This is a genomic window from Lutibaculum baratangense AMV1 (assembly GCF_000496075.1).
Lineage (GTDB): Bacteria > Pseudomonadota > Alphaproteobacteria > Rhizobiales > Tepidamorphaceae > Lutibaculum > Lutibaculum baratangense.
The window spans coordinates 67,543-93,514 of record NZ_AWXZ01000017.1; the positions used below are offsets into that span (position 1 = coordinate 67,543).

21 protein-coding genes are annotated in these 25,972 nt (G+C 69.4%); all 21 read right to left on the reverse strand.

What is annotated here, in order from left to right; all coding sequences use genetic code 11:
- Positions 1-53: 53 nt before the first annotated feature.
- The 21 genes from infB to mutS all read right to left on the reverse strand — a co-directional run bounded on the left by infB (position 54) and on the right by mutS (position 25,954).
- Entirely contained in the window at positions 54-2,960 is a 2,907-nt protein-coding gene (gene infB / locus N177_RS05890; RefSeq protein WP_023431348.1) for a translation initiation factor IF-2, read from the reverse strand.
- On the reverse strand, positions 2,957-3,709 hold the full coding sequence (locus tag N177_RS05895) for an RNA-binding protein (RefSeq protein ID WP_081718396.1): 753 nt from the start codon (positions 3,707-3,709) through the stop codon (positions 2,957-2,959). Before N177_RS05895 ends, infB begins: the two co-directional genes overlap by 4 nt.
- The gene (gene nusA, locus N177_RS05900) at positions 3,625-5,247 is read right to left on the reverse strand and encodes a transcription termination factor NusA (RefSeq protein WP_023431350.1); all 1,623 of its coding nucleotides are present in this window, start codon (positions 5,245-5,247) and stop codon (positions 3,625-3,627) included. The genes N177_RS05895 and nusA overlap by 85 nt, the downstream gene beginning before the upstream one ends.
- Positions 5,248-5,251: 4 nt before the next feature.
- The gene (gene rimP / locus N177_RS05905) at positions 5,252-5,842 is read right to left on the reverse strand and encodes a ribosome maturation factor RimP (protein WP_023431351.1); all 591 of its coding nucleotides are present in this window, start codon (positions 5,840-5,842) and stop codon (positions 5,252-5,254) included.
- A 183-nt stretch (positions 5,843-6,025) separates the two neighbouring features.
- Positions 6,026-6,718, reverse strand: coding sequence for a tRNA (guanine(46)-N(7))-methyltransferase TrmB (trmB, locus tag N177_RS05910; protein WP_023431352.1), 693 nt, complete (start codon positions 6,716-6,718; stop codon positions 6,026-6,028).
- A gap of 16 nt (positions 6,719-6,734) precedes the next feature.
- Entirely contained in the window at positions 6,735-7,904 is a 1,170-nt protein-coding gene (gene metK / locus N177_RS05915) for a methionine adenosyltransferase (protein ID WP_023431353.1), read from the reverse strand.
- Between the two features lie 128 nt (positions 7,905-8,032).
- Positions 8,033-8,467 carry a helix-turn-helix domain-containing protein gene (locus N177_RS05920; RefSeq protein ID WP_023431354.1) on the reverse strand — a complete coding sequence of 145 codons (435 nt, stop codon included), beginning with the start codon at positions 8,465-8,467 and terminating at the stop codon, positions 8,033-8,035.
- Positions 8,468-8,557: 90 nt separating this feature from the next.
- A complete protein-coding gene (gene lnt / locus N177_RS05925; RefSeq protein WP_023431355.1) occupies positions 8,558-10,174 on the reverse strand; it encodes an apolipoprotein N-acyltransferase in 1,617 nt (538 codons plus the stop codon).
- 146 nt (positions 10,175-10,320) lie between these two features.
- Positions 10,321-11,358 carry a hemolysin family protein gene (locus N177_RS05930; RefSeq protein WP_023431356.1) on the reverse strand — a complete coding sequence of 346 codons (1,038 nt, stop codon included), beginning with the start codon at positions 11,356-11,358 and terminating at the stop codon, positions 10,321-10,323.
- Between the two features lie 6 nt (positions 11,359-11,364).
- Entirely contained in the window at positions 11,365-11,868 is a 504-nt protein-coding gene (gene ybeY / locus N177_RS05935; RefSeq protein WP_023431357.1) for an rRNA maturation RNase YbeY, read from the reverse strand.
- Positions 11,865-12,908 carry a PhoH family protein gene (locus N177_RS05940; RefSeq protein WP_425280792.1) on the reverse strand — a complete coding sequence of 348 codons (1,044 nt, stop codon included), beginning with the start codon at positions 12,906-12,908 and terminating at the stop codon, positions 11,865-11,867. Before N177_RS05940 ends, ybeY begins: the two co-directional genes overlap by 4 nt.
- Entirely contained in the window at positions 12,905-14,299 is a 1,395-nt protein-coding gene (gene miaB, locus N177_RS05945) for a tRNA (N6-isopentenyl adenosine(37)-C2)-methylthiotransferase MiaB (protein ID WP_023431359.1), read from the reverse strand. Before miaB ends, N177_RS05940 begins: the two co-directional genes overlap by 4 nt.
- Before the next feature lie 121 nt (positions 14,300-14,420).
- On the reverse strand, positions 14,421-15,245 hold the full coding sequence (gene olsA, locus N177_RS05950) for a lyso-ornithine lipid O-acyltransferase (RefSeq protein ID WP_023431360.1): 825 nt from the start codon (positions 15,243-15,245) through the stop codon (positions 14,421-14,423).
- 42 nt (positions 15,246-15,287) lie between these two features.
- The gene (locus N177_RS05955) at positions 15,288-15,755 is read right to left on the reverse strand and encodes a GNAT family N-acetyltransferase (protein WP_023431361.1); all 468 of its coding nucleotides are present in this window, start codon (positions 15,753-15,755) and stop codon (positions 15,288-15,290) included.
- Complete coding sequence (tsaB, locus tag N177_RS05960; protein WP_023431362.1) at positions 15,752-16,429, reverse strand: tRNA (adenosine(37)-N6)-threonylcarbamoyltransferase complex dimerization subunit type 1 TsaB; 678 nt, start codon at positions 16,427-16,429, stop codon at positions 15,752-15,754. The genes N177_RS05955 and tsaB overlap by 4 nt, the downstream gene beginning before the upstream one ends.
- Before the next feature lie 73 nt (positions 16,430-16,502).
- Positions 16,503-17,057 (reverse strand): NifU family protein, encoded by a 555-nt coding sequence (locus N177_RS05965; RefSeq protein WP_023431363.1) that lies wholly within the window; start codon positions 17,055-17,057, stop codon positions 16,503-16,505.
- A gap of 133 nt (positions 17,058-17,190) precedes the next feature.
- Complete coding sequence (locus N177_RS05970; RefSeq protein WP_040485235.1) at positions 17,191-17,682, reverse strand: universal stress protein; 492 nt, start codon at positions 17,680-17,682, stop codon at positions 17,191-17,193.
- Positions 17,683-17,702: 20 nt separating this feature from the next.
- Positions 17,703-18,773 (reverse strand): tryptophan--tRNA ligase, encoded by a 1,071-nt coding sequence (trpS, locus tag N177_RS05975; RefSeq protein WP_023431365.1) that lies wholly within the window; start codon positions 18,771-18,773, stop codon positions 17,703-17,705.
- Positions 18,774-18,821: 48 nt separating this feature from the next.
- Positions 18,822-20,399: a murein biosynthesis integral membrane protein MurJ gene (murJ, locus tag N177_RS05980; RefSeq protein WP_023431366.1), complete on the reverse strand. Its 1,578-nt coding sequence runs from the start codon at positions 20,397-20,399 to the stop codon at positions 18,822-18,824.
- Between the two features lie 69 nt (positions 20,400-20,468).
- Positions 20,469-23,240: a [protein-PII] uridylyltransferase gene (locus N177_RS05985; RefSeq protein ID WP_023431367.1), complete on the reverse strand. Its 2,772-nt coding sequence runs from the start codon at positions 23,238-23,240 to the stop codon at positions 20,469-20,471.
- A complete protein-coding gene (gene mutS / locus N177_RS05990) occupies positions 23,237-25,954 on the reverse strand; it encodes a DNA mismatch repair protein MutS (RefSeq protein ID WP_023431368.1) in 2,718 nt (905 codons plus the stop codon). The genes N177_RS05985 and mutS overlap by 4 nt, the downstream gene beginning before the upstream one ends.
- Positions 25,955-25,972 lie beyond the last annotated feature (18 nt).

Consider the following 25,972-nt stretch of genomic DNA (forward strand, 5'->3'; position numbering starts at 1 on the left):
CAATTACCTCGGAATATGGCGGCTCCGGACGTCGTGCGCCCGGAGCCTCGTCACTATAGCGTGCGCTGGACTTCTTCGACCGTGTAGCACTCGATCACGTCGCCAGGCCGCATGTCCTGGTACGACTCGAACGCCATGCCGCACTCCTGGCCGGCATTGACCTCGCGCACCTCGTCCTTGAAGCGCTTGAGCGTCGAGAGCTTGCCCTCGTGAACCACGACGTTGTCGCGGATCAGGCGGACATGGGCGCCGCGCTGGACGACGCCGTCGGTCACGCGGCAACCGGCGACCTTGCCGACCTTGGAGATATTGAACACCTCCAGGATCTCGGCATTGCCGAGCATCGTCTCGCGGAGCGTCGGCGACAGCATGCCGGAGAGGGCCGCCTTCACGTCGTCCACGAGGTCGTAGATGACGTTGTAGTAGCGGATCTCGATGCCCTCGCGCTCGGCCGCCTCGCGGGCCTGCCGGTTGGCGCGGACGTTGAAGCCGACGATGATGCAGTCGGACGCCTGGGCGAGCGCCACGTCGGACTCGGTGATGCCGCCGACACCCTGGAGGACGACGCGTGCGGCGACCTCCTCGTTGCCGAGCGCCTCGAGCGCGCCGGTGATCGCTTCCGCGGAGCCCTGCACGTCGGCCTTCACGACGAGCGGGAACTCCTTCGTGCCGGCCTCCTTGATCTGGCTCATCATCTGCTCGAGCGTCGTGCGCGACCCGGCCCCACGGGCCTGCAGCCGCTCGCGCCGCTTGCGCTGACGATAGTCCGCGATCTCGCGGGCGCGGGCCTCGCTGTCGACGACGGCGAGAAGATCGCCGGCTTCCGGCGTTCCGTTGAGACCCAGCACCTCGACGGGCGTCGAGGGGCCGGCTTCCTTCACGTTCTCGCCCTTGTCGTTGATCAGCGCGCGAACCTTGCCCCACTCGGCGCCTGCGACGACGATGTCGCCGACCCGCAGGGTGCCGCGCTGGACGAGCACGGTGCCGACCGGGCCGCGGCCCTTGTCGAGCTGCGCCTCCACGAGCACGCCCTCGGCGGAGCGGTTCGGGTTCGCCTTCAGCTCGAGAACCTCGGACTGCAGCTGGATCGCCTCGAGAAGCTCGTCGAGGCCGATATGCTTCAGCGCGGAGACCTGGACCTCCTGCGTGTCGCCGCCCATCGCCTCCGTCACGACCTCGTAGCGCAGGAGGTCGTTGCGGACGCGGTTGGGATCGGCATCCGGCTTGTCGATCTTGTTGACGGCCACGATCATCGGGACGCCCGCCGCGCGGGCGTGGTTGATCGCCTCGATCGTCTGCGGCATCACGCCGTCATCGGCCGCCACGACCAGGATCACGATGTCCGTGACCTTGGCGCCGCGGGCGCGCATCGAGGTGAAGGCCGCGTGGCCCGGCGTGTCGATGAAGGTGATCGTCTCGCCGTTCGGCGCCTGCGCCTGATAGGCGCCGATGTGCTGGGTGATGCCGCCGGCCTCGCCCTGCACGACCTTCGCCTTGCGGATGGCGTCGAGCAGCGACGTCTTGCCGTGGTCGACGTGGCCCATGACGGTGACGACCGGCGCGCGCGGCTTCAGATCCTCATCGCGGTCGGCCTGGCCCACGAGCCCCTCCTCCACGTCGGATTCCGAGACGCGCTTCGGGGTGTGGCCCATCTCGGCGACGATCAGCTCGGCGGTGTCGGCGTCGATGACGTCGTTGATCTTCATCATCTGCCCCTGCTGCATGAGGAGCTTGATGACGTCGACCGCCCGCTCGGCCATACGGTTCGCGAGCTCCTGGATCGTGATCGTATCCGGGATCGTGACCTCGCGCGTGACCTTCTCCTGAGGCCCGCTCTGGACGCCGCGGCGGTCGCGCTCGCGGCGGCGCTTCATGGAGGCGAGGCTGCGGCCGCGCGCGTCGTCTCCGCTCAGGGCGTTCGACACGGTCAGCTTGCCCCGGCGACGGTCATCGCCGCGACGTGCGGGCTTCGCCTCGGCGGCGCCGCGGCGCTTCCCGCGCTCCTCCTCGTCGGTGGCCGCCGCGCCGCGCGGCGTCGTGCGGGCCGCGAGGGCGCCCTTCGCCGGCGCCTCGTCGGCAGCCGCCGGCGCCGCGGCGGCCGGAGCCTCGCGGCTCAGGCGCTTCTGCGCGGTCTCCTCGGAACGCTTGCGGGAGGCTTCCTCGGCCTGACGGCGGGCTTCCTCCTCCTGGCGGCGGCGCTCGGCCTCCTCACGCTCGCGGGCGAGGCGAACCTCCTCCTCGGCGCGACGCTTCGCGTCGATCTCCGCCTGGCGACGCTCCTCGACCTCGCGGACACGGGCCTCAGCGAGCGCCCTGGTGCGCGCGTCCTTCTCCTCGTCGCTCAGCGACTTCAGGACGACGCCACCGCGTCCGCCCGGCTGCTGGCCGCCACGGCCGCCACGGCGCGGCTGTTCCTGCCGGCGCGGCTGCTGCTGACGATCTCCCTGGCGCATCACGCGCTCGGGCGCCTGCGGCGCCACGCGGGACGAGGCCTGCGGCTGCGAGACGGTCGGCTGCGCGGGCCGCGCGGCGGCGGCCGGGGCCTCAGGCTTCGGCTGGGGCGCGGCTGCCGGCTCCTCCGCGGGCTCGGCCTCGACCTCGGGCGCCGCCACGGGCGCCTCGGCCACGGGCTCCGCAGCCTTCGCCTCCGGCTCGGCCGCGGCGCTGGGGGCCTCGGCGGGCGCCGGTGCCGGCGCCTCCGCCTCGACCTGCGGTGCGGGCTGCGGCGCGGCCTTCGCGGGCTCTGCCGGCTCCTCCGCCACGGGCTCGGGCTGCGGCTGGGCCGCCTCGCCCGGAGACATCAGCGTGCGCCGCTTCTTCTTCTCCACGACGACGGACTTCGAGCGTCCGCGCGGGAAGTTCTGCTTCACCGTGCCGGACTCCACAGTCCGGCGCAGGCTCAGCGTCTTGCGCGATCCCAGGCTCAGAGTCTTGTCTTCGGGCTCTTTGGTATCCGTCATTCCGTCCGTCCTGCGACATCGCGCGCGACGCCGCGCTCTTCTGTGTAATTCTCGAACAGGCGGGTGCGCGCCACGACCGCCTCGCTGCCCGGGCTCGCTTCGAGGGCAGCATGTATCACATTCCCTCGACCGAAGGCCAAACTCATTTCCCGCGCGGTAAACGAGCGCGAGACGAAAGGTGTGGTCCCGCCGCTATGGGCGGCCTGATCGAGCTTCCTGATCCCGTCCGCGGCCGCTCCCGCCGCATGAAGGAGGAGCACCGCCCGCCCCTTCCGGAGTAGCGCCTCGCAGTCGGCGAAGCCCACAGCAAGCCGCCCCGCGCGCCTCTCCAGCCCGAGCGCCCCCAGAGCGGCGCCAGCCAGCCGGTCCCGGACCTGGTCGTCGAGATCCGCGGGCGGAACCGACCTGGCCTTGAACGCTCTTGCAAAATGGTTCTTTCGCGCGGCGATTGCAACCGACTCCGCGCGCGCCTCCACCCAGGCACCCCGTCCGGGCAGGCGCCGCTTGAGATCGAAGACGACGGCTCCGTCCGGCGCGCGGACGAAACGCAGCAGGCCGTCCGCCGGACGGCTCTCCCGCGTCACGATGCAGCGCCTGAACGGACCGCGGTCCGTCGGGCCCTCGTCGGTTTCGACGGCGTCTTCGATGTCGGTCTCGGATTGCGTCACGCTTCTCCCGCTTCGTCCACGTCGTCCGCTTCTTCCTCGTCCTGCGCGGCGGCCGCTGCGAGCTCCTCCTCCGTCACCCATCCCGCCTTCAGGCGGGCGGCCATGACGATGGCCTCCGCCTCGTCGCGCGACAGGTCGAAGCCCTCGAGGAAGCCCGGCTCCCGCTTCGTCTCGCCGTTCACGCGCTCGGTCCACCCGGTCAGGTCGTCGGTGGCGCAACCCGCCAGGTCCTCGAGCGTCTTGACGTCGTTCTCGCCGAGCGTGACGAGCATCGCCGTCGACAGGCCCGGGACGTCCTTCAACTCGTCGGCGACGCCGAGCTCCTTGCGCTTGGCGTCGAGCTCGGCCTCGAGATGCTCGAGATATTCGCGCGCCCGCGTCTGGATCTCCTCGGCCGTCTCCTCGTCGAAGCCCTCGATCGCCGAGACCTCCCCGAGGGGCACGTAGGCCACCTCCTCCATCGAGGAGAAGCCTTCCGACACGAGGAGCTGGGCCACGACCTCGTCGACGTCGAGGCCTTCCATGAACATCTCCGTGCGCTCGGCGAACTCCTTCTGCCGCCGCTCCGACTCCTCCTGCTCCGTCAGGATGTCGATGTCCCAGCCGGTGAGCTGCGAGGCGAGGCGCACGTTCTGGCCGCGCCGGCCGATGGCGAGCGACAGCTGGTCGTCCGGCACCACGACCTCGATGCGGTTCGCGTCCTCGTCGAGCACGACCTTCACCACCTCGGCGGGCTGCAGCGCGTTCACGATGAAGCTCGCGGCGTCCGGCGACCACGGGATGATGTCGATCTTCTCGCCCTGGAGCTCGTTGACGACCGCCTGGACGCGGCTGCCGCGCATGCCGACGCAGGCGCCGACTGGGTCGATCGAGGAATCCTTCGAGATGACGGCGATCTTCGCGCGCGACCCCGGATCGCGGGCGACCGACTTGATCTCGATGATCCCGTCATAGATCTCCGGCACCTCCTGGGCGAAGAGCTTCGCCATGAACTGCGGATGCGTGCGCGACAGGAAGATCTGCGGCCCCCGCTGCTCGGAGCGCACGTCGTAGACATAGGCGCGCACGCGGTCGCCGGGGCGGTAGGTCTCGCGCGGCACGAGCTCGTCGCGGCGGATGATCGCCTCGCCGCGGCCGAGATCGGTGATCACGTTGCCGTACTCGACACGCTTGACGACGCCGTTCACGACGTCGCCGATGCGGTCCTTGAATTCCTCGTACTGGCGCTGGCGCTCGGCGTCGCGCACCTTCTGCACGATGACCTGCTTGGCCGACTGGGCGGCGATGCGGCCGAAGTCGAGCGGGGGCAGCGGCTCGGAGATGAAGTCGCCGATCTCGGCGGCCGGGTTGCGCTCCTGCGCCTCCTCGAGCGAGATCTCGGTGACCGGGTTCTCGACCGCCTCCACCGTCTCGCGCAGCCTGTAGAGCCGGATCTCGCCCGACTTCGGGTTGATCTCCGCCTTCACGTTCGTCTCGCTGCCGTAGCGCGAGCGCGCGGCCTTCTGGATCGCGTCCTCCATGGCCGCGATCACGATCTGCCGGTCGATCACCTTCTCGCGGGCCACCGCGTCGGCGATCTGCAGAAGCTCGAGCCTGTTGGCGCTGACAGCCGTTGCCATACGTCTAAGCCTTCCCGTTCTCCGCCCCGTTCTCGGGCGCGTTTTTCTCGCGGGCCTTGCCCGCGCGGAGTGAATCCTCGACGAGCGCGTCTGTCAGCACCAGCCGCGCCTCGGACATGTCCTCGATCAGCAGAATCGCCACGGGCGGCTCCGAGCCCGACGGCAGGATCAGCGCGACCGCGCCGCCCTCGATGCCCCGGACGTGCCCGCGGAAGCGCTTGCGCCCCTCGACCGCCACCGCCATCTCGACCTTCGCCTCGTGTCCCGCCCAGCGCTCGAAATCCGACGCGCGCACCAGCGGGCGGTCGATCCCCGGCGAGGAGACCTCGAGATTGTAGGCCCCCTTGACGGGGTCCTCCACGTCGAGCGCGGGCGAGAGCGCCCGGCTCAGCTTCTCGCAGTCATCCACCGTGAAGGTGCCGTCCGGCCGCTCGGCCATGATCTGCACGGTGCAGCCCTCGCGGCCGCTGATCGTCACGCGCACCAGACGGAAGCCCAGATCCTCGGCCACGGGCTCCGCGATGGCGGCGACGCGCGCGGCGAGGCCCGTCTCCGTCACGAGCCGCGGTTCGTCCTGGTCGAGGTCCTGAATCATCAACTAGCCTCTTGCCGGCATCCTGTGGCGCGCCCAAGGCGGCCGCGACCGCTGGCACAAACAAAAAAGAGCGGGCCCGGCAGGCCCACCCCCCACGATCGATCCGAGAGAGTACCCGAACCGACGATGACGGTTCGGATGCCACGTATATACGCGCTTCACCCCGAACGGCGCAAGAGGCGGCTACCCCCGGCGGAAGGTCAGGTAGGCCGGAATCCGCCCCGCCGCCCCGGCCTTCGCCTCGTAGCGGGTGCCCGGCCAGCCCTCCCACGGCTCGCGCCAGTCCGACGGCCGCTCGGCCGTCCACTCGAGTTCCGGCACCCGGGCGACACGCCTGAGCGTCCAGTCGGCGTAGTCGGGGATGTCCGTCGCAAAGCGCAGCTCGCCGCCGGGCTTCAGGACGCGCGCCATGTGCGGCGCGGTGTCCTCGTTCAGGAGGCGCCGCTTGCGGTGCCGCGTCTTCGGCCAGGGGTCGGGGTAGAGCATCCAGATCCGGTCGATCGACGCGTCCGGCAGCCCGGCCAGCAGCAGCCTCGCGTCGCCGTCGGAGACGCGGACATTGTCGAGTTCCCCCTCCTCGACGGCGACCAGGAGCTTGGCGACGCCGTTCACGAAGGGTTCGCAGCCGATGAAGCCGACGTGGCGCTCCGTCCGGGCCCGGTGGGCGAGATGCTCGCCGCCGCCGAAGCCGATCTCGAGATGGACCTCGCTCACGGCCCGCGGAAAGAGGTCTGCGAGATCCCCGGGCAGCCGGTCCGGCTCGACGCGAAGCCGCGGCAGCAGGTGGTCGATGAGATCCTGCTGCCTCTGGCGGAGCGGGTGGCCCTTGCGGCGTCCGTAGAAGCGCTGGCGCTGTTCGGTCTGGTCTGAGCTCACGGGCGCCGTGCTTGTCTCACCCGAAGACCCGCTTCAGCTCGTCGACGAGGTCGGTGCGCTCCCAGGAGAAGCCGCCGTCGGGCTCCGGCGCCCGCCCGAAATGGCCGTAGGCGGCCGTGCGGGCGTAGATCGGGCGGTTCAGGTGGAGATGCTCGCGGATCCCCCGAGGCGACAGGTTCACCATGTCGTAGAGGACCTTCTCGAGCTTCGCCGCGTCGACCCGGTCGGTGTCGTGGCAGTCGACGTAGAGCGAGAGGGGCTTCGAGACGCCGATCGCGTAGGAGACCTGGATCGTGCACTTGTCGGCGAGGCCGGCGGCGACGACGTTCTTCGCGAGGTAGCGGCAGGCATAGGCGGCCGAGCGGTCGACCTTCGTGGGGTCCTTGCCCGAGAACGCGCCGCCGCCGTGCGGCGACGAGCCACCATAGGTGTCGACGATGATCTTCCGCCCGGTCAGGCCGCAGTCGCTGTCGGGGCCGCCGATGACGAAGCGACCGGTCGGGTTGACGTAGAACTCCGCCTCATCGCACATCCACCCTTCGGGCAGGACATCGAGGACGTAGGGCCGCACGATCTCGCGCACCTCGTCCGTCGAGAGATCGGCGCTGTGCTGCGTCGACACCACGATCGAGGTCGCGCAGACCGGCTTGCCTTTCTCGTAGCGAAGCGTCACCTGGCTCTTGGAGTCGGGCTCGAGGCCCGGCTGGGCGCCCGAATGGCGCGCCTCCGCCAGCGCCTTCAGGATGTTGTGCGAGTAGTAGATCGGCGCCGGCATCAGGTCCGGCGTCTCGGTGCAGGCATAGCCGAACATGATGCCCTGGTCGCCCGCACCCTCGTCCTTGTTGCCCGACGCGTCGACGCCCATCGCGATGTCGGCCGACTGCTGGTGGACGAGAACGTCGACCTTCGCCTTCTCCCAGTGGAAGCCTTCCTGCTCGTACCCGATCTCCCTCACCACGCGGCGCGCGACGTGCTCGATGTGGTCGGCATCGATCGAGGCGGGGCCCCTCACCTCGCCGGCGATCACGATGCGGTTCGTCGTGGCCAGCGTCTCCACGCCGCAACGGGCATCCGGCTGCGCGGCCAGGAACGTGTCGACCACGGCGTCGGAGATCTTGTCGCACACCTTGTCGGGATGGCCCTCCGACACGGACTCGCTCGTAAAGAGGTAGGAGGCTCTGGCCACGACCGTTTCCTTCACGGATATAAAGAAAAGCGAATGTCTTTCTATCGCTCTTCTGACAGCGCGCGCGGAGACCGTCAAGCGGTATGACCGCCGTCTTCGGGGGTAGGTCGAGAAGGGGTCCGGGGGCGTCACCCGCTCTTCGCGGCGAGGCTCTCCACGAGGTCGATGATGCGACGCCTCACGCGCGGGTCCTCGATCGCCATGAAGGCCTTCATAAGCTGCAAGCCTTCGCGGCTGCCGATGAAGTCGGAGACGTAGGTGTCGCCGTCCGCCTCCGCGAGACCCGCGGGGCTCGGTTGGCCTGTCTCTGCCATTTCACCGTAGAAGAACGAGACCGGCACGCCGAGCACCTGGGCGGCCTCCCACAGCTTGCTCGCGCTGATGCGGTTGGTGCCCTTCTCGTATTTCTGGACCTGCTGGAAGGTGATGCCGAGATGCTCGGCCAGCTTCTCCTGGCTGATGCCCATCAGCATGCGACGCAGGCGCACCCGACCCCCGACATGGATGTCGATGGGGTTCGGAGCCTTCTGCGGCGTTTCGGAGTCGGCGTTCCTCTGAGGCATCCCCGGGAGACCCTAACGGCATGCAATGGCTTCTACATATACTATTTTCCGTGAGACGCAGCCCCAAAGGAGCCGCTTCGAGCGGCGATCTCAGCGCCGCCGTGCGACGGCGCCCGCGGCTGCCACCAGGAGACAGAAAGCCATGAGGCCGAGGAACGGCATCTCGCGGTAGCGTGCGTAGAGCGTCGGCGGGGCCGCGGCTGGCAGGCCCGCGTCGATGACGCCCTTCTCGCCGAGGCCCAGCCGTCTCACGACCCTCCCCTTCGCGTCGATGACGGCCGAGATGCCGGTATTCGCCGCTCGCACGACCGGCAGCCCTTCCTCGACCGCCCGCACGCGCGCCTGCCGCAGGTGCTGCCACGGGCCCGGGCTGTCGCCGAACCAGGCATCGTTCGTGACGTTCAGGATCCACGCGGGTCGGGGCAGGTCGGGCCCGACGAGCCTGCCCGGAAAGATGATCTCGTAGCAGATGAGCGGCAGGAAGGGCGGTGCCGACCCGCTCGTCAGGAGATCACGCACCTCGCCGGCTTCGAACCCGCCGATCACCTGCGTCAGCTGCCGCAGACCGACCGACTCCAGCGTCGACTGCCAGGGGAGAAACTCGCCGAACGGGACGAGCTTCACCTTGTCGTAGACGTCCTCCACCTCGCCGCGGTCGTCGATCACGAAGATCGAGTTGTAGACGCGGTAGCCATAGGGGCGGGTGTCGTCGGGCTCGACCCGCTGCAGGCCGCTGACGAGCGAGGTGCCGGCGGGCAGCATCGCCGCGATCGCCGGCAGCGCCACGGTCTCGAAGTCGAACACGAAGGGGATGGCCGATTCGGGCCAGATCACGAGGTCGGCGTCCCCCGCCCCCATCGCGTCGGGCGAGGCGCTGCGGTCGGACAGCTCCAGATATTCGGCGAGGATCGCGGAGCGGTTCTCCGCGAGCCATTTCTGTCCCTGCGGGATCGACGGCTGGACGATCCTGAGGCGGACCGCCGGGTCCGGCCCGACCTCCCCCTCGCGCAGATGCCAGTGGCCGAAGCCGAAGATCCCGGGGATGAGGATCACGGCGAGCGCGCTCGGGAGAGCGCGGGCGAAGCCTTCGCCGGAACCGCTGAGAGCGGCCGGCGCGGCAAATAGGACGCAGGCGAGGACGGCGAGACCGTAGGTGCCGACGGCGGACGCCGCCTGCATGCTCGCCTCCGTGGCGGCGAGCGCGTAGCCGAACCCGTTCCAGGGAAACCCGGTCAGCACCGTGCCGCGGACGAACTCGGCACCGGCCATTCCGAAGGCGAAGGCGAAGACCCGCGCGGGCCCGCGCGACCAGAGGAGCCGCGCCACCGCCGCGCCCAGGCCGGTGAAGAGCGCAAGGCCGGCGGGCAGAAGCAGCATCGCGAAGGGGATCATCCAGGCGAAGGTCTCCGCCTCGACGAGGAAGGCGGAGCCGATCCACCACAGGCCGGCGAGGAAATAGCCGAACCCGAAGGCCCAGCCGGTGAGCGCGGCCGGAAGAAGCGACTTCAGCCGGCGCGCCCGCCCTGCCGCGACCGTGCCGTCCATGAGCCAGACGAGCGCCGGGAACGTTATGAACAGGATCGGGAAGACGTCGTATGGCGCCATCGCCAGCGCGGACGCCGCGCCGAGGAGGAAGGCCACGAGCAGCCGGCGCCATCCCCACAGAAGCGCGAGCCGTCCGGCGAGGCTGTCGACGAAATCGCTCATCCGCGAGACGCTCGCCCGTTCCGGGGCGCGTCAGCTCCGATAGCCACTGCTCTGTCAGCCCCCGAATCGACCGCTTCCGCCGCCTTCATACGCCGTCTGGCCGCGGCCGGTCGAGCCGATCCGAAGCCACGGCCGGACAAAGGCACCTATGCGGCATCGGAGCGTTCGGAGCGCATCGTCGCCTGCGGCCTCGTCTGCTCGGGCGGCTGGCGGCGATGGATGCGCACCCGCTTGATGCGCCGGGGATCGGCGTCGAGGATCTCGAACTCGAAGCCGCCCTCGAACGGGACGAGCTCGCCGCGCACCGGCACGTGGCCGGCACGGTTGAACACGAGGCCCGCCAGAGTGTCGACTTCCTCCACGAGGTCGCCGAGCTCGAGCTCGTCTCCGAACAGGGCAGAGACTTCCTCGATCGGTGCGCGCGCGTCGGCGATGAACCCGCCGTCTCCGGTCGGCTCGATCATCGGCGCCGATTCCTCGTCGTGCTCGTCCTCGATGTCTCCGACGATCTCCTCGACGAGGTCCTCGATCGTCACGAGCCCGTCCGTGCCGCCATATTCGTCGACGACGATCGCCATGTGCGCGCGGGTGGCCTGCATCTTCACGAGGAGGTCTCCGGCCGGCATGGACGGCGGAACGTAGAGCACCTGCCGGATGAGCCCGGTGCGGTTCAGCGGCGTGGTGAAGTCCACCTTCTCGAAGTGGATGCCGCCCGCCTTCAGCTGCGGCTGGCTCGCGACGTCGGCATCCGTGACGAGCGCCTGGTTCATCACGTAGCCCATCACGTCCTTGACGTGGACCATGCCGGCGGGGTCGTCGAGCCCTTCGCGGTAGACCGGCATGCGCGAATGGCCGGCCTCGCGGAACTCCTGGAGAAGCTCGCCTATGGGGGCATCGGCCTCCACGGCGTCGATGTCGGCCCTCGGCACCATCACGTCCTCGACGCGCAGGTCGCGCAGGCTGAGGACGTTGCGGAGCATCGAGCGCTCCTTCGGAGACAGCACGCTCGCAAGCTGCCTCGCGTCGGCATCGAGGACGTCCTCGAGATCGTCGCGCAGGGAGCCGCTCGTGCGGCCGGCGAACAGTTCCTTCAGGCGGGCGAAGAAGCCGTGCTGGAGGTTTGACTGGTCGCCGGCGGCGCTACTCGAGGGTTCTTCGGTGTTACTTCGGCTTTCTTCTGACATGTCGGCTCAGTTTCGGGTGGAACTCGCGAAGGCGGCGCCCGCCTCGGTTTCGGCATAGGGATCGGGAACGCCCATCTCCGCGAGGATCGCGACCTCGAGCGCCTCCATGCGCTCGGCCTCGTCATCCTCGATGTGGTCGTGCCCCAGAACGTGCAGTATGCCGTGGGCGACGAGATGTATGAAGTGGTGTTCCGGCTTCTTGTTCTGCTCGGCCGCCTCCCGCCACAGCGTCTCCCGCGCCAGGATCACGTCTCCCAGATGGTGGTCCTCACCGCCGACGCCAATGCCGGCGGCCGGAAAGGACAGCACGTTCGTCGGCCTGTCCTTGCCGCGGAAGCGGGAATTCAGATCGCGCAGCGTCGCGTCGTCGGCGAGCGCCACGGTCACCACGCCGTCGGCCCGCTCGTGGGCGGCGACGGCTGCCGGCAGACCCGCGAGGAGCGCCTCGGCGTCGAATTGCGACCAGTCGCCGGCCTGCTCCACGAGCTCGATCTCGAGCGGCGTGCTCATGCGCCGCCCCTGCGTGCGCCCTGCGCCGCCTCGGCCTTCTCGTAGGCCCGCACGATGCGCTGGACGAGGGCGTTGCGCACCACGTCCTGCTCCATGAAGGCGATATGCGCGACGCCCTCCACGGAGGCGAGGAGGTCGATCGCCTCCCGGAGGCCCGACTTCTGTCCGGGCGGCAGGTCGACCTGGCTGGGGTCGCCGGTGATGATCATCTTCGAGCCCTCGCCCAGGCGGGTGAGGAACATCTTCATCTGCATGGTGGTGCAGTTCTGCGCCTCGTCGAGGATCACGGCCGCGTTCGACAGGGTCCGGCCGCGCATGAAGGCGAGCGGCGCGATCTCGATGACCCGGTTCTGCACGCCCCGCTCGACCCGGTCTGTCGGCATCATGTCGTAGAGCGCGTCGTAGAGCGGACGTAGATATGGATCGACCTTCTCCCGCATGTCCCCCGGCAGGAAGCCGAGGCGCTCGCCGGCCTCGACGGCCGGCCGCGACAGGATGATCCGGTCGACCATGCCCTTTTCGAGCAGCGAGGCCGCGTAGGCCACCGCGAGATAGGTCTTGCCGGTGCCGGCGGGGCCCGCGGCGAAGACGAGGTCGTTCTCGTTGAGCGCGCGGAGATAGCGGTCCTGGGTGACGGTCCTGGCCGTCACGGTCTTCTTGCGCGTGCCGATCTGCGCCAGAGAGGAGAGCCCCGGCAGCACGGCCTGCTGCTCGCTGACGGCCGTCGCGACCCGGATCGCCCCGTCGACGTCGCCGGGCCCGATATCCTCGCCGCGCAGCAGGCGCTGGTAGAGGCCCTCGAGCACCTCGGCGGCCGTCGCACATGCGTCCCGGTCGCCGCGCAGGCTCACATAGTTGCCGCGCGCCGTCGCCTCGATGCCGAGCCGCTGCTCGATCAGCGCGAGATGCTGATCGTACTGGCCGTAGAGATCGCTCGCCAGCCGGTTGTCCTCGAATCCGACCACGCGCTCGCTCGTCCGAGCCGGATCGTCCTGCCGCCGGCCGGCGCGGGGCCGGCTGGACTGGGGCGTTTCGTTCAAAGAGGCGCCTCCGCCAGCGTTGCGCTCGTTGCATGAAGTGTCGGGACGGCGAGGCGGCCGCCCACGCTGTTCTGGCCGGCACTCTCGATCGCGACCTCCGTGATCGCGCCCATCATCGCCGCGGGCACCTCGGCGTGCACGGGGACGAGATAGGGCGAGCGGCCGATCAACTGCCCCTCGCGCCGGCCGGGCTTCTCGAACAGCACGGGCAGCGTCATGCCGACCAGGCCCTCGTTGAAGCGCCGCTGCCCGTCCGCGAGCACCGCCTGCAGCCGCTGCAGCCGCTCCGTCTTCACGGCCTCGGGCACGTGCCCGTCCATCTCCGCCGCGGGCGTGCCGGGGCGGGGGCTGTACTTGAACGAGAAGGCGTGGGCGTAGCCGACGCGGCGCACGAGATCGAGCGTGTCCTCGAAATCGGCCTCCGTCTCTCCGGGAAAGCCGACGATGAAGTCTCCGGAGATCGCGATATCGGGTCGCGCCTCGCGAATGCGGGAGATGATATCGAGATAGGTGTCGCGCGTGTGACGGCGGTTCATGGCCGCGAGCATCCGATCCGATCCCGACTGCACGGGCAGGTGGAGATAGGGCATCAGACGGTCGAGGTCACGGTGCGCCGCGATCAGGTCGTCGTCCATGTCGCGCGGGTGGCTCGTCGTGTAGCGCAGGCGATCGAGCCCCTCGATCTCGGTCAATTCGAAGAGCAGGCGTGCAAGGCTCCACTCGCGGCCGTCGAGACCCTCGCCGTGATAGGCGTTGACGTTCTGGCCGAGGAGCGTGATCTCCCTCACGCCCCGGTCGACGAGGCGCCTCGCCTCCTCGACCAGCGCACCGGCCGGGCGCGAGGCCTCGGCACCGCGCGTGTAGGGCACCACGCAGAAGGTGCAGAACTTGTCGCAGCCCTCCTGCACGGCGAGAAACGCCGTCGCGCCGCCGGAGCGGACGCGCTTCTCGCTCGCGGCCGGCATCCGGGTGAACTTGTCCTCCGGCGGAAAGTCGGTGTCGACCGCCTTCTCGCCCCGTGCCGCCTTGTCGATGAGGTCCGGCAGGCGATGATAGGCCTGCGGCCCCACCACGAGATCGACCACCGGCGCCCGCCGCACGATCTCCTCGCCCTCGGCCTGTGCGACGCAGCCCGCGACACCGATCATCGTCGGTTGGCCGCGCGCCTCGCGCTCGTCCTTCAGCGCGCGGATGCGGCCGATCTCTGAGAACACCTTCTCGGCGGCCTTCTCGCGGATGTGGCAGGTGTTCAGGATAACCAGATCGGCGTCTTCGGGCGTCTCGGTCGGCTCGTAGCCGCGCGCCGACAGCACGTCGATCATACGGCCCGAATCGTAGACGTTCATCTGGCAGCCGAACGTCCGGACGAAGAGCTTCTTGGAAGCTGTCATCAGCTGGTGAAACAATCGCTTTGCGTGGCGGCGCCCACCCTTCCAGGGCACCGATGTCATCGTCGAAGCCCGCGCCCTCCATTCCGTAGGGCTCGCCCGGGCCTCCTCGCTCCTTTCCTCTTTACCGGTTTTGCCGCCTTTCGGAAAGGGGAGCCAGCAGACCCTCGCCCGCGTGCAGGGCACGCATCGCGGCCGCGCGCACCGTCTCCTCGGCGAGCCGCGCCACCTCCTTGCGGCCGCGGCCTTCCTTCAGGGGGATCGGCTCGCCGAACACGACGACCGCGTCGAGCGGGCCCGTCCGCAGCAGTTCGAGCACATGGGGTGCGAGATCCTTGTCGCCGTGCCAGGCGACGAGCGGGCGGTGCTGCCGGCCCATCGCCACCCCGTTCACCCGCGTGTAGGCGATCGACACCGGCTGCACGAGAAGAGGCCTCTCGTCTTCGGCCCGCCCGTCCGGCACGGCACCGAACAGAGCCGTCTTGAACGCGAGCACCCTGTTCCCGTCATTCGACGTGCCCTCCGCGAACAGCACCATGACGTCGCCGTCCGAGAGGCGGCCGGCGATCTCCTCGCGCGTTCCGCCGGTCGCGCTCCTGCGCTGGCGATCGACGAAGACCGTGCGCTGGAGACGCGCGAGCGTCTTGACGACCGGCCAGGTTCCGACCTCGCTCTTGGCGACGAAGGACAGAGGGCCGATCGCGCTCAGGAGCGGGATGTCGAACCAGGAGACGTGGTTCGCGACGAGCAGGAGCGGCCGGCCGGGCGCCGGACGGCCGACGATCGTCAGCCTGGTGCCGAGAAGGCGCAGGAGGATCCGGTGATAGAGGACCGGGATTCGGCGCGCCGCAGGGCGGCTGACCCGGAGGGCCGCCCACTGCACGGGCAGGCCGACGAGCGTGACGGCAGCGAGTGCGCCAAGTATCCAGACGGCCCTCACCCTGCCCATGGAAACGTCACGCCCCGATGCCCGAGGAGGCTCTATCGCACGTCACGCGGCGGAAGTCGAAGCCTGGAGGTCGAGGCGCATGAGGATCGCGTCGGCGCCGTTGCTCGAGCGGTAGTAGTTCTTGCGGCGGCCGACGGAGACGAAGCCCAATCCGCGATAGAGGGCCCGCGCCCCCGCGTTGCCCTCGTCGACCTCGAGGAAGACCACCTCCGCGCCGCGCGACCGCACTTGGGAGAGACCGTGGCGCAGGAGCGCGCTCGCCAGCCCCTCGCGACGCCGAGCCGGCGCGACGGCGACCGTGTAGATCTCCGCCTCGCCCGGAAGCGCCCGGATGAGAAGCAGGGCGTCGAGGCCGCTCCCGTTCCGGCGAAAGCCGTGGCCGAAGAGCGTCGGGCTCTTCAGGAGCTCGCGGAAGGACTCCGCCGACCACGGCGCCGCCATCGTCTCCGCGTGCAGCCGCGACGCACATTCGGCATCGGCGGCGGAAAGGGTGACGCGCTCGCCGATCATCGCCTCGCCAGCACCTTTGCGCCCTGTGGCTTCGCGTCCGGCGCCCGCAGGTAGAGCGGCCGCGCGGGCAGCCCGCCGGGCTCGGCCGCCGCCGCGACGCTGCCTGCCGAAGGCGCCGCCTGGAGACCGATGATCTCGAGTCCCCGTCCGGCCTTCCCCGCGGCCGAGCACAGAAGCTCCGCGCCCGAGCCGTAGACCTGCCGCACGTCGGGATCGAGCGCCGCCACCGCCTCGTCGACGCGCACGATGCGCGGCTCGCCCGTCTCGATGCCCGAGGCGGAGAAGTCCTGCAGGTAGATCTCCTCGCGACGCGCGTCGATCGCCACCGCGAAGGGACGCGTCGCCACGCCATCCTCGAGTGCCGTCAGTGCCAGGCAGCGGAGCGTCGTCACGCCGACGGCAGGTGCACCCGTCGCGAGCGCGAAGCCGCGGACGGCGGAGACACCGACGCGCACGCCGGTGAAGCTGCCGGGCCCGACGGTCGCGGCGAAGAGGTCGATCTCGGCAAGACCGAATCCGGACGCATCGAGGCAGCGCTCGACCATCGGCATCAACGCTTCCGCGTGGCCGACCGGCATCGATTGGCTTTCTGATGAGAGGAGCCGTCCCGCCGCGCGATCGAGAACCGCGACCGAGCAGGCGGGCAGGCTCGTGTCTACTGCGAGGACGCGCATGAAAAAGGCCCCGCCGGACGCTCCGGCGAGCCTCCCGTTGAGAAACCGCCCCTGACCGGGAACCGGCGGCCGATCAGATCGGCCGCACCTCCTGAACGTCCGGCACGAAGTGGCGGAGCAGGTTCTCGATCCCGTGCTTGAGCGTGGCCGTGGAGCTCGGGCAGCCGGAGCAGGCGCCCTTCATGTGCAGGAACACGATGCCCGAGCGATAGCCCTGGAACGTGATGTCGCCGCCATCGGACGCCACGGCCGGACGCACGCGCGTGTCGATCAGTTCCTTGATCGTCGCCACCGTCTCGGCATCGGCCTCGTCGAAATCCTCGACGTCGGCCGCTCCCTCGCCGCCGTCCACGAGCAGCGGCTGGCCGGAGAGATAGTGCTCCATGATCGCGCCGAGAATCGCCGGCTTGAGGTGCTGCCACTCCCCGTCCGCCTTCGTCACGGCGACGAAGTCGGCGCCGAAGAAGACGCCGGTCACGCCGGGCACCTCGAACAGGCGCTCGGCGAGAGGAGAGGCCGACGCGTCCTCGCGGCTGCGCAGGTCCATGGGCTCACCCGGAAGCACCGGGCGGCCGGGAATGAACTTCAGGGTCGCCGGATTCGGCGTCGCCTCGGTCTGGATGAACATCGCTGTCTTTCCTGTCTCTCAAAAGACATCCTACAGCAAAAGGATGCCGGCCGCAGCGTCGAATGCACCGCGATTAGAATGATTCCATAGATGGCGATCCCGACGTCGAGGTCAAGCGGCAGGTCGCCGTGCCTCAGGAAACGCCGTCGATCTCCTCGTCCGACATCGAGCCCGGCACGATCGTGATCGGGATCGGGAAGGTCGTCGCGGTGCGCGAGGCGATCGACGAGACGAGCGGCCCGGGCCCCTCCTTGCCGGTCCCCGCGGCGAGCACCATGATCGCGATATCCTCGTCCTCCTCGATGACGCGGAGGATCTCTTCGGAGCGCTTGCCCTCGCAGATCACGAACTCGGGCTCGGTGCCGGTCCATTTCCGCATCTTCTCGGCGAACTCGCCGAGCACCCGCCGCGCCTCGTCCTGAGCTTCGGCCCGCATGACGGCCTCGACGCCGAGCCAGTGCTGGAAGTCGCCCGGCTCGATCACGTAGAGCATCACCACGATGCCGTTCGTGTGGAGCGCGCGCCGGGCGGCGAAGTAGACGGCGCGCTCGCATTCCGCCGTGTCGTCGATGATCACCAGGAACTTGCGCCGGTGGCCCGGCTGTGCGCTGCGTCGCAATGTGATCTCGCCCCGCGTGATGTCGCCTACGACACGTTACCGAAGAGCGCCCGCTCGTCCACCGTCGATCGCACGAAACCCACGACGTCCTTCACATCGTCCAGGATCGGGCGTGCGATGGCCCGGGCGCGCTCCGCGCCGTCGGCGAGGATGGCGTCGATCTGGTCGGGCTCGGCCGTCAGGCGCCGCATCTCGGCCGTGATCGGCGAGAGCTTTTCCACCGACAGGTCGGCGAGCGCCTGCTTGAAGCGCGAGAACGGCCCCGCGAACTCGGCGAGAACCGCCTGCTCGTCCGTGTCGGCAAGGCCGGCATAGATGCCGACGAGATTCGCAGCCTCCGGCCGCCCCTCGAGCCCGGCGACCTCGCCCGGCAGCGGCTCGGGGTCGGTCTTCGCCTTCCGGATCTTGAGGGAGATCGTGTCGGCGTCGTCCATCAGGTTGATGCGCGAATAGTCGGACGGGTCGGACTTCGACATCTTCTTCTGCCCGTCGCGCAGGCTCATCACGCGCTTCGCCGGCCCCGCGATCAGCGGCTCGGTGAGCGGGAAGAACTGCTCGCCGTGGCCGAGCTCCGCGATGCGTTCGGCATAGTCCATGTTGAACTTCTGCGCGATGTCGCGCGCGAGCTCGAGATGCTGCTTCTGGTCCTCGCCCACCGGCACGTGCGTCGCCTTGTAGGCGAGCACGTCGGCCGCCATCAGGTTCGGATAGGCGAACAGGCCGACCGAGGCGTTCTCCTTGTGCTTGCCCGCCTTCTCCTTGAACTGCGTCATGCGGTTGAGCCAGCCCATTCGGGCGACGCAGTTGAACACCCAAGCGAGCTCGGCGTGCTCCGCGACCTGGCTCTGGTTGAAGACGATATGGGCGCGCGGATCGATGCCGGCGGCGATGAAGGCCGCGGTCACCTCGCGCGTCGCGCGCGACAGGTCCTTGGGCTCCTGCCAGACGGTGATCGCGTGCAGGTCGACGACGCAGTAGATGCACTCGTAGTGGTTCTGCAGCTCGACGAAGCGCTTGATCGCGCCGAGATAGTTGCCGAGATGCAGGTTCCCCGTCGGCTGCACGCCAGAGAACACGCGCTGGTGAAAGCCCGTCATGAAACCCGTTACCTCGCCTCCAGAAAGCCGGCGCGTTATGGCCGATCGTCACTGCGCTTTCAAGTTTTCCGGGCGTCCCCGCCGAACGGCGCCCATGATCTCGCGCCGGTCGAGCACGCCGAGCATCACGGCCAGCCCGCCATAGACGAAGAGCCCGGTGCCCACGAGCAGGACGAGGAGGATCGCCTTGTCCCCGGCCATGCCGGCGAGCGCCGGCTCCGCCAAGACCCGCACACCCACGAGCGCCGCGCCCATGACCGCGCTCGCGACGACGAGCCGCGCGACTCGGGAGCCGAGGCGGTCGTCGAAGGCGAGGCCGCCGCGACGCCTGAGCACGATGGCGAGGAGGGCCGCGTTGACCCATCCCCCGACGGAGGTCGCGATGGCGATGCCGACATGGGCGAGGAAGGGAAAGAGCGCCAGGCTCAGAACGATGTTGATGGCGGCGTTGACGCCCGCGAACCACATCGGCGTCCTCGTGTCCTCGCGTGCGAAGAAGCCCGGCTGGAATACCTTGATCATGACGAAGGCGGGGAGGCCGAGGCCGAAGGCCGCGAGCGCACCGGCGGTCGCGGCGGCGTCCGCCTCCGTGAAGGCACCGCGCGCGAAGAGCCCCGAGATGATGGGCCCCGGCACGGCCGCCAGCGCCACGGCCGCCGGCACGGTCAGCGCCAGCGCGAATTCGAGCGCCCGGTTCTGCTGGTGCATCGCGGCCCCGTCCTCGCCCGCGCGGAGACGGCGGGCGAGCTCGGGTAGGAGCACGACGCCGATCGCCACGCCGACGAGGCCGAGCGGTAGCTGGTAGATGCGGTCGGCATAGTAGAGATAGGAGACGGCCTGCGGCGCCATCGACGCGATCATCGTGCCGATGACGATGTTGATCTGGGTGATGCCGCCCGCGAGAACGCCCGGCACGGCGAGCGCGACGAGGCGCTTCACGCCGGGCGTCAGGCGCGGTCGGACGAGGGCGGGCGCCATGCCGGCCCTCCGGGCCGCGAAGATCAGCATCAGAAGCTGCGCGATGCCACCGAAGAACACGGCCCAGGACAGCCAGACGCCCGCTGTCGGGGTCTCGGCATGTCCCGACCACACGATGAGCAGGAGCGCCCCGATGAAGACGACGTTGAGGAGCGTCGGGGCGAACGCGGCCACCGCGAAGCGGCCGAGAGCGTTGAGGAGCCCCGAGAACAGTGCGACCAGCGACACGAACAAGAGGTAGGGGAAGCAGATCCGCGTCAGCTGGACAGCGAGGTCGAACTTCTCCGGATCGCTCGCGAAGCCCGGGGCGAGCACGTACATGACCAGTGGCATGGCCAGTTCCGCCACGATCGTCAGCACGAGGAGCGTCAGCGTCAGTGCCGCCAGCGCCTGCTGGGCGAAGCTCCTGGCCGCCTCCTGCCCCTGCCCCTCGAGCTCGCGCGCGAAGAGCGGCACGAAGGCGGAGTTGAAGGCGCCCTCGGCGAAGATACGCCGGAACAGGTTCGGCAGGCGGAAGGCGACGAAGAAGGCGTCGGCCACCGGTCCGGCGCCGAGCGCGGCCGCCATCAGCATGTCGCGGCCGAAGCCGAGGATGCGGCTCGAGCCGGTTCCGCCGCCGACGAGCAGGAAGTTGCGAATCAGGGACATGGGCGAGGCTTTCCGCCGGATGGGAGCGGCATCGTTATCCGGCCTTCGACCACCGCGCCAGCGGCGGCATCATGCGGCGAGACCCGCTTCCTTGCCGCCGAAAGCGGCCAGCAGGTTGCGCTTGATCGCGTTCTGCCGGCTCTGATTGACGATCTTGTGGTTCATGAGATCGGTCACGTAGAAGACGTCGACCGCCCTCTCGCCGAAGGTCGCGATATGCGCCGAGGCGATGTTGAGGTTGAGCCGGGCGAGGACGTCGGTCAGGTCGAAGAGGAGCCCGGGCCTGTCGAGGCCGGAGACCTCGATCACCGTGAAGCGGTCCGACCAGCTGTTGTTGACGTGCACGTCCGGCTCGACGGAGAAGGCGCGCATGCGCCGCTGCTTCGGCGAGGGCGGGCGCCGCTTCACCATGTCGCGCAGCATCGCCTCGCCCGTGAGGGCCTTCTCGATCGTCTTGCCGATGCGCTCCGCGCGCCGCCGCTCGTCCTCGGGCTCGGGCAGTTCGCGCGACACGAAGATCGTGTCGAGCGCGTAGCCGTCGCTCGTCGTGAAGATCTGCGCGTCGACGATGTTGGCGTCCGACGCCGCGCACGCGCCCGCGAGGATCGACAGGAGGCGCGGGTGGTCGGGGGCGAAGACAGTGATCTCCGTGATGTCGGTGAAGCTGTCCGTCTTCACCTTCGTCGCGAGCCGCACGCCCTTCTCGTGCACCTCCTGCAGGAAGCGGGCGTGCTCCACCTGGCGATCGAGATCGGTGCGCAGCCAGTAGGCCTCGTAGTGGCGCTCGGCGAGGCGCGCGAAGGTCTCGTCATCCCAGTCCGACAGCTCGGCGCGCAGAAGCTCCCTCGCGTGCGCGATCCGCAAGGGGCGGTGCGACTGGCTGTGGCCGCCGGCGAGCACCGGCTCCGTCTCGTGGTAGAGCGTTCGCAGGAGCTGGCCCTTCCAGCCGTTCCACACGCCGGGGCCCACGGCCCGGATGTCGCAGACCGTGAGGATCAGTAGGAGCTTCAGGCGCTCGAGGCTCTGGACCGTGGCGGCGAAGTCGCCGATCGTCTTGCGGTCCGCGAGATCGCGGGACTGCGCCACCATCGACATGTCGAGATGGTGCTCGACGAGCCAGGCGACCGTCTCGACGTCGGCGGCGGAGAAGCCGAGCCGCCGCGCCACGCGCCGCGCGGCCTTCGCGCCGGCGATCGAATGGTCCTCCGGACGTCCCTTCGCGATGTCGTGCAGGAAGAGCGCGAGATAGAGCACCTCCCGGTTCGAGATCGTGTGAACGATCTCGTTCGCCAGCGGGTGGTTGTCGGCGCACCTTCCCTGCTCGATGTCGGCCAGGATCCCGATCGAGCGCAGCAGGTGCTCGTCCACCGTGTAGTGGTGGTACATGTTGAACTGCACCAGCGAGACGATGCGGCCGAAATCGCGGATGAAGCGGCCGAGCACGCCCGCCTCGTTCATCCGCCGCAGCACGATCTCGGGGTCGTTCTTGGAGGTGAGGATGCGCATGAAGAGGCGGTTCGCCTCGGGATCCTCGCGCAGCCGCTGGTCGATGAGCGACAGCGACCGTCGGGTGAGCTTCAGCGCATCAGGGTGGAACGACAGGTTGTACCTGTCGGCGATGTGGAACATCCGGATGAGGTTCACCGGATCCCGCTCGAAGGCGCCCTCGTCGACGACGTTGATGCGGCTCGCCTCGACGACGAAGTCGTCGGCACCCGCGATGTCGCCCTGCTTGCGCGGCCGCAGGCGCTCCATGAAGCGCGACAGCGGATGCGCCTTCTTCACGTGCTGCACCTCGAGTGCCGCACAGAAGATGCGCGTGAGGTCGCCGACATCCTTCGCCACCAGGAAATAGTGCTTCATGAAGCGCTCGACGTCGCGCTGGCCGGGATGCGGCATGTAGCTCAGGCGCTGGGCCATCTCGCGCTGCACGTCGAAGCTGAGGCGGTCCTCGAGCCGGCCCGTCATGAAGTGCAGGTGGCAGCGGACCGCCCAGAGGAAATCCTCGCATTTGCGGAAGAGCCGGTACTCGTCGCGCTCGAACACGCCGGCCTTGACGAGCTCCGCGCCCGTCTTCACGCGGTAGAAGTACTTGCCGATCCAGAACAGGGTCTGGAGGTCTCTCAGCCCGCCCTTCCCCTCCTTCACGTTCGGCTCGACGACGTAGCGCGACTCCCCGCCGCGCAGGTGGCGCGTATCCCGCTCGGCGAGCTTGGCCTCGATGAACTCCGGGCCGGTGCCCTTGACGACCTCCTGGTCGAACCGCCGCTCGAGCTCGGCGAAGAGCTTCTCCTCGCCGCAGATGAACCGGGCGTCGAGGATGGCGGTGCGGATCGTCAGGTCCTCGCGTGCGAGCCGCAGGCAGTCGTCGGTCGTGCGGACGGCGTGGCCGACCTTCGTCTCCATGTCCCAGAGGAAGTAGAGAAGGTGCTCGACGACGCTCTCGCCCCACGCCGTCTTCTTGTAGGGCATGAGGAAGAGGAGGTCGACGTCGGATGCCGGGGCCATGGTGCCGCGGCCGTAGCCCCCCACCGCGGCGACGCAGAGCCTCTCGCCCGACGACGGATTGTCGACCGGCTGGAGAACCTCCACCGCGAACCGGAACAACGCCTGCACGATCACGTCCTGGAGGTGGGACAGGCGCTCGGCGCAGTCGAGCCCCCGCCCGTCGGCCAGCAGGCGCTCTTCCGCCAGCCGGCGTTCTTCGGCCTTCACCCTCTTGAGCAGCGACAGGGCCTCCGGCCGGTAGGAGGCCTTGCCGCGGGTGTCGTAGAGGCCCTTCAGCTCCCCGAGCAGGCCGTCGACCGTCGGGAGGCCCTCGGCAATCTTCTTCGGCGTCACGTTTCCTCCGCCAACCGCTTGAGCTCGTAAAGCGCGGCGAGAGCATCCCGCGGCGTCATGTCGTCGGGCGCGAGATCCCTCATGCGCAGCCGCAGCGCGTCGTCCTTCGCCGCCGGCGCCGGCTTCGCCTCGCGCGCCAGATGCACGGCGAATAGCGGCAGATCGGAGACGAGCCCGGCGGCGCCGGACTTGCGTTCCGTGTCCTCCAGCCGCTCGAGCACCTCCTTCGCGCGGCTGAGAACGGCTTCAGGCAGGCCCGCGAGCCGCGCGACCTGCACACCGTAGGAGCGGTCGGCGGTGCCCGAGACGACCTCGTGCAGGAACACGACGTCGCCCTGCCACTCCTTCACCCGAAGCGTCGCGTTGAACACGCGCGGCAGCGTCTCGGCGAGCGCCGTCAGCTCGTGGAAGTGGGTCGCAAAGAGCGAGCGACAGCGATTCACCTCGTGCAGGTGCTCGATGGCAGCCCAGGCGATGGACAGCCCGTCGAAGGTCGCCGTCCCCCGCCCGATCTCGTCGAGGATGACGAGCGATCTCGGCCCCGCCTGGTTCAGGATCGCCGCCGTCTCGACCATTTCGACCATGAAGGTCGAGCGCCCGCGCGCCAGATCGTCGGCCGCACCGACGCGGCTGAACAGCCGATCGACGATGCCGATCCGCGCCCGTCTCGCCGGAACGAAGGAGCCGGCCTGCGCAAGAAGCGCGATCAGCGCGTTCTGCCGGAGGAAGGTCGACTTGCCACCCATGTTCGGGCCGGTGATGACGAGAAGACGCCCTGCATCCTGACCGTCGGCCGGACCGAGCACGCAGTCATTCGCGACGAACGGGCCCGACCGTTCGGCCTCGAGCGCCTGCTCGACGACCGGATGCCGGCCGCCCTCGATGTCGAAGGCGATGCCGTCCTGAACCTCCGGCCTCACGAAATCCCGCTCTGCCGCGATCTCCGCGAGGGAACAGAGGACGTCGAGCTCGCCGAGCGCCTCTCCGGCCGCGTCGAGCCTCTCGCCCTCCTCGGCGATCGCGTGGCACAGCGTGTCGAATATCTCGTTCTCGAGCGCCATGGCGCGATCGGCAGCGCTGGCGATGCGGCCCTCGAGGTCGGCGAGCTCGTTCGTGGAGAAGCGGATCTGGTTCGCGAGCGACTGGCGGTGGAAGAACTCCCCCGACAGAGGCTCCGCGCGCATCTTCGCCTCGTGCTGCGCCGTCACCTCGACGAAGTAGCCGAGCACGTTGTTGTGCTTCACCTTGAGCGACCTGACGCCTGTCCGGTCCTGGTAGGTCGCCTGGAGGCCTGCGACGACCTGGCGGCTCTCGTCGCGAAGGGCACGCGCCTCGTCGAGCTCGGGCCGGTAGCCGTCGGCGATGAAGTTGCCGTCGCGCCGGTTGAGCGGGGGTCGCTCGACCAGCGCCGTGGCGAGGGCGCCCCGCAGCTCATCGCTCAACGCGCCGAGGCGCGCGCTGATCTCTTCCAGCGCGGCTGGCAGTCCGCCGACCGCGAGGATCGTCGCCAGCTCGCCGGCCGCCACGACGCCGTCGCGGACGCAGGCGAGGTCGCGCGGGCCGCCGCGCATCAGGGCGAGCCGCGCCCGCGATCGCGCGAGATCGGGCGCCGCCTTCAGCGCCTCGCGGAGCGAGGCACGCATCTCGCGCGCCTCGACGAGATGCCCGACCGCGTCGAGCCGGCGGGTGATCTCCTTCAGGTCCGTCAAGGGCGCGGACAGGCGCTTCGCGAGCTCGCGCGCGCCGGCGGAGGTGACGGTGCGGTCGAGCGCCCAGAGAAGGCTCCCCTTGCGTTCCCCGGACAGGGTCTGCGTCAGCTCGAGATTGGCCCGTGTCGCGGGGTCGATCGAGACGACCGCGCCGCTCGGCTCGGGCCGCGGCGGGCGAAGCGGCGGGCGCCCTCCCTTCTGGGTCCGGTCGACATAGGCGACGAGGGCGCCGGCCGCAGCGACGTCGGCTCGCGACAGGTCGCCGAAGCCGTCGAGGCTCGCCACGGCGAAGAAGGAGAGAAGCCTGCGTTCGGCGGCCGTGGAATCGAACATCGCCGAGGGGAGCGGCGTCACCGACGTCTTCGCCTCGCGCAGGGCCTGGCGGTACTCCGGCGAATCGTAGAGCGCGTCCGAGACCAGGAGTTCCCCCGGCGCGACGCGGGCGAGCGCGGCGGGCAGCTCGCCGGCCGTGACGGCCATCAGGCGGAATTCGCCGGTCGAGATGTCCGCCCAGGCGAGCGCCAGCTCGTCTCCGCCAGCGCCCTTCACCCGACCGAGCGCGGCCAGGAAGTTGTTGCGGCTCGAATCGAGAAGCCGCTCCTCCGTCAGCGTGCCGGGGGTCACGAGGCGCACGACGTCGCGCTGCACGACGGACTTCGAGCCGCGCTTCCTGGCCTCCGAGGGATCCTCGAGCTGCTCGCACACGGCGACGCGGAACCCGCCGGCGATCAGGCGCTGCAGATAGTCGTCGGCCGTGTGGAGCGGCACGCCGCACATCGGGATGTCGCGGCCCAGATGCTTGCCCCGGACCGTCAGCGTGATGCCGAGGGCCCGGCTCGCCGCCTCCGCGTCCTCGAAGAAGAGCTCGTAGAAGTCGCCCATACGGTAGAAGAGCAGGCAGTCTGGATTGGCCGCCTTGATCTCCAGGTACTGCCGCATCATCGGGGTGACGCGCGGATCGTCCAGCACGTCTGCGTCGTCCGCCCGGGGCTCTTCGAGGGTCATGGCATTCATGGGCTCAGA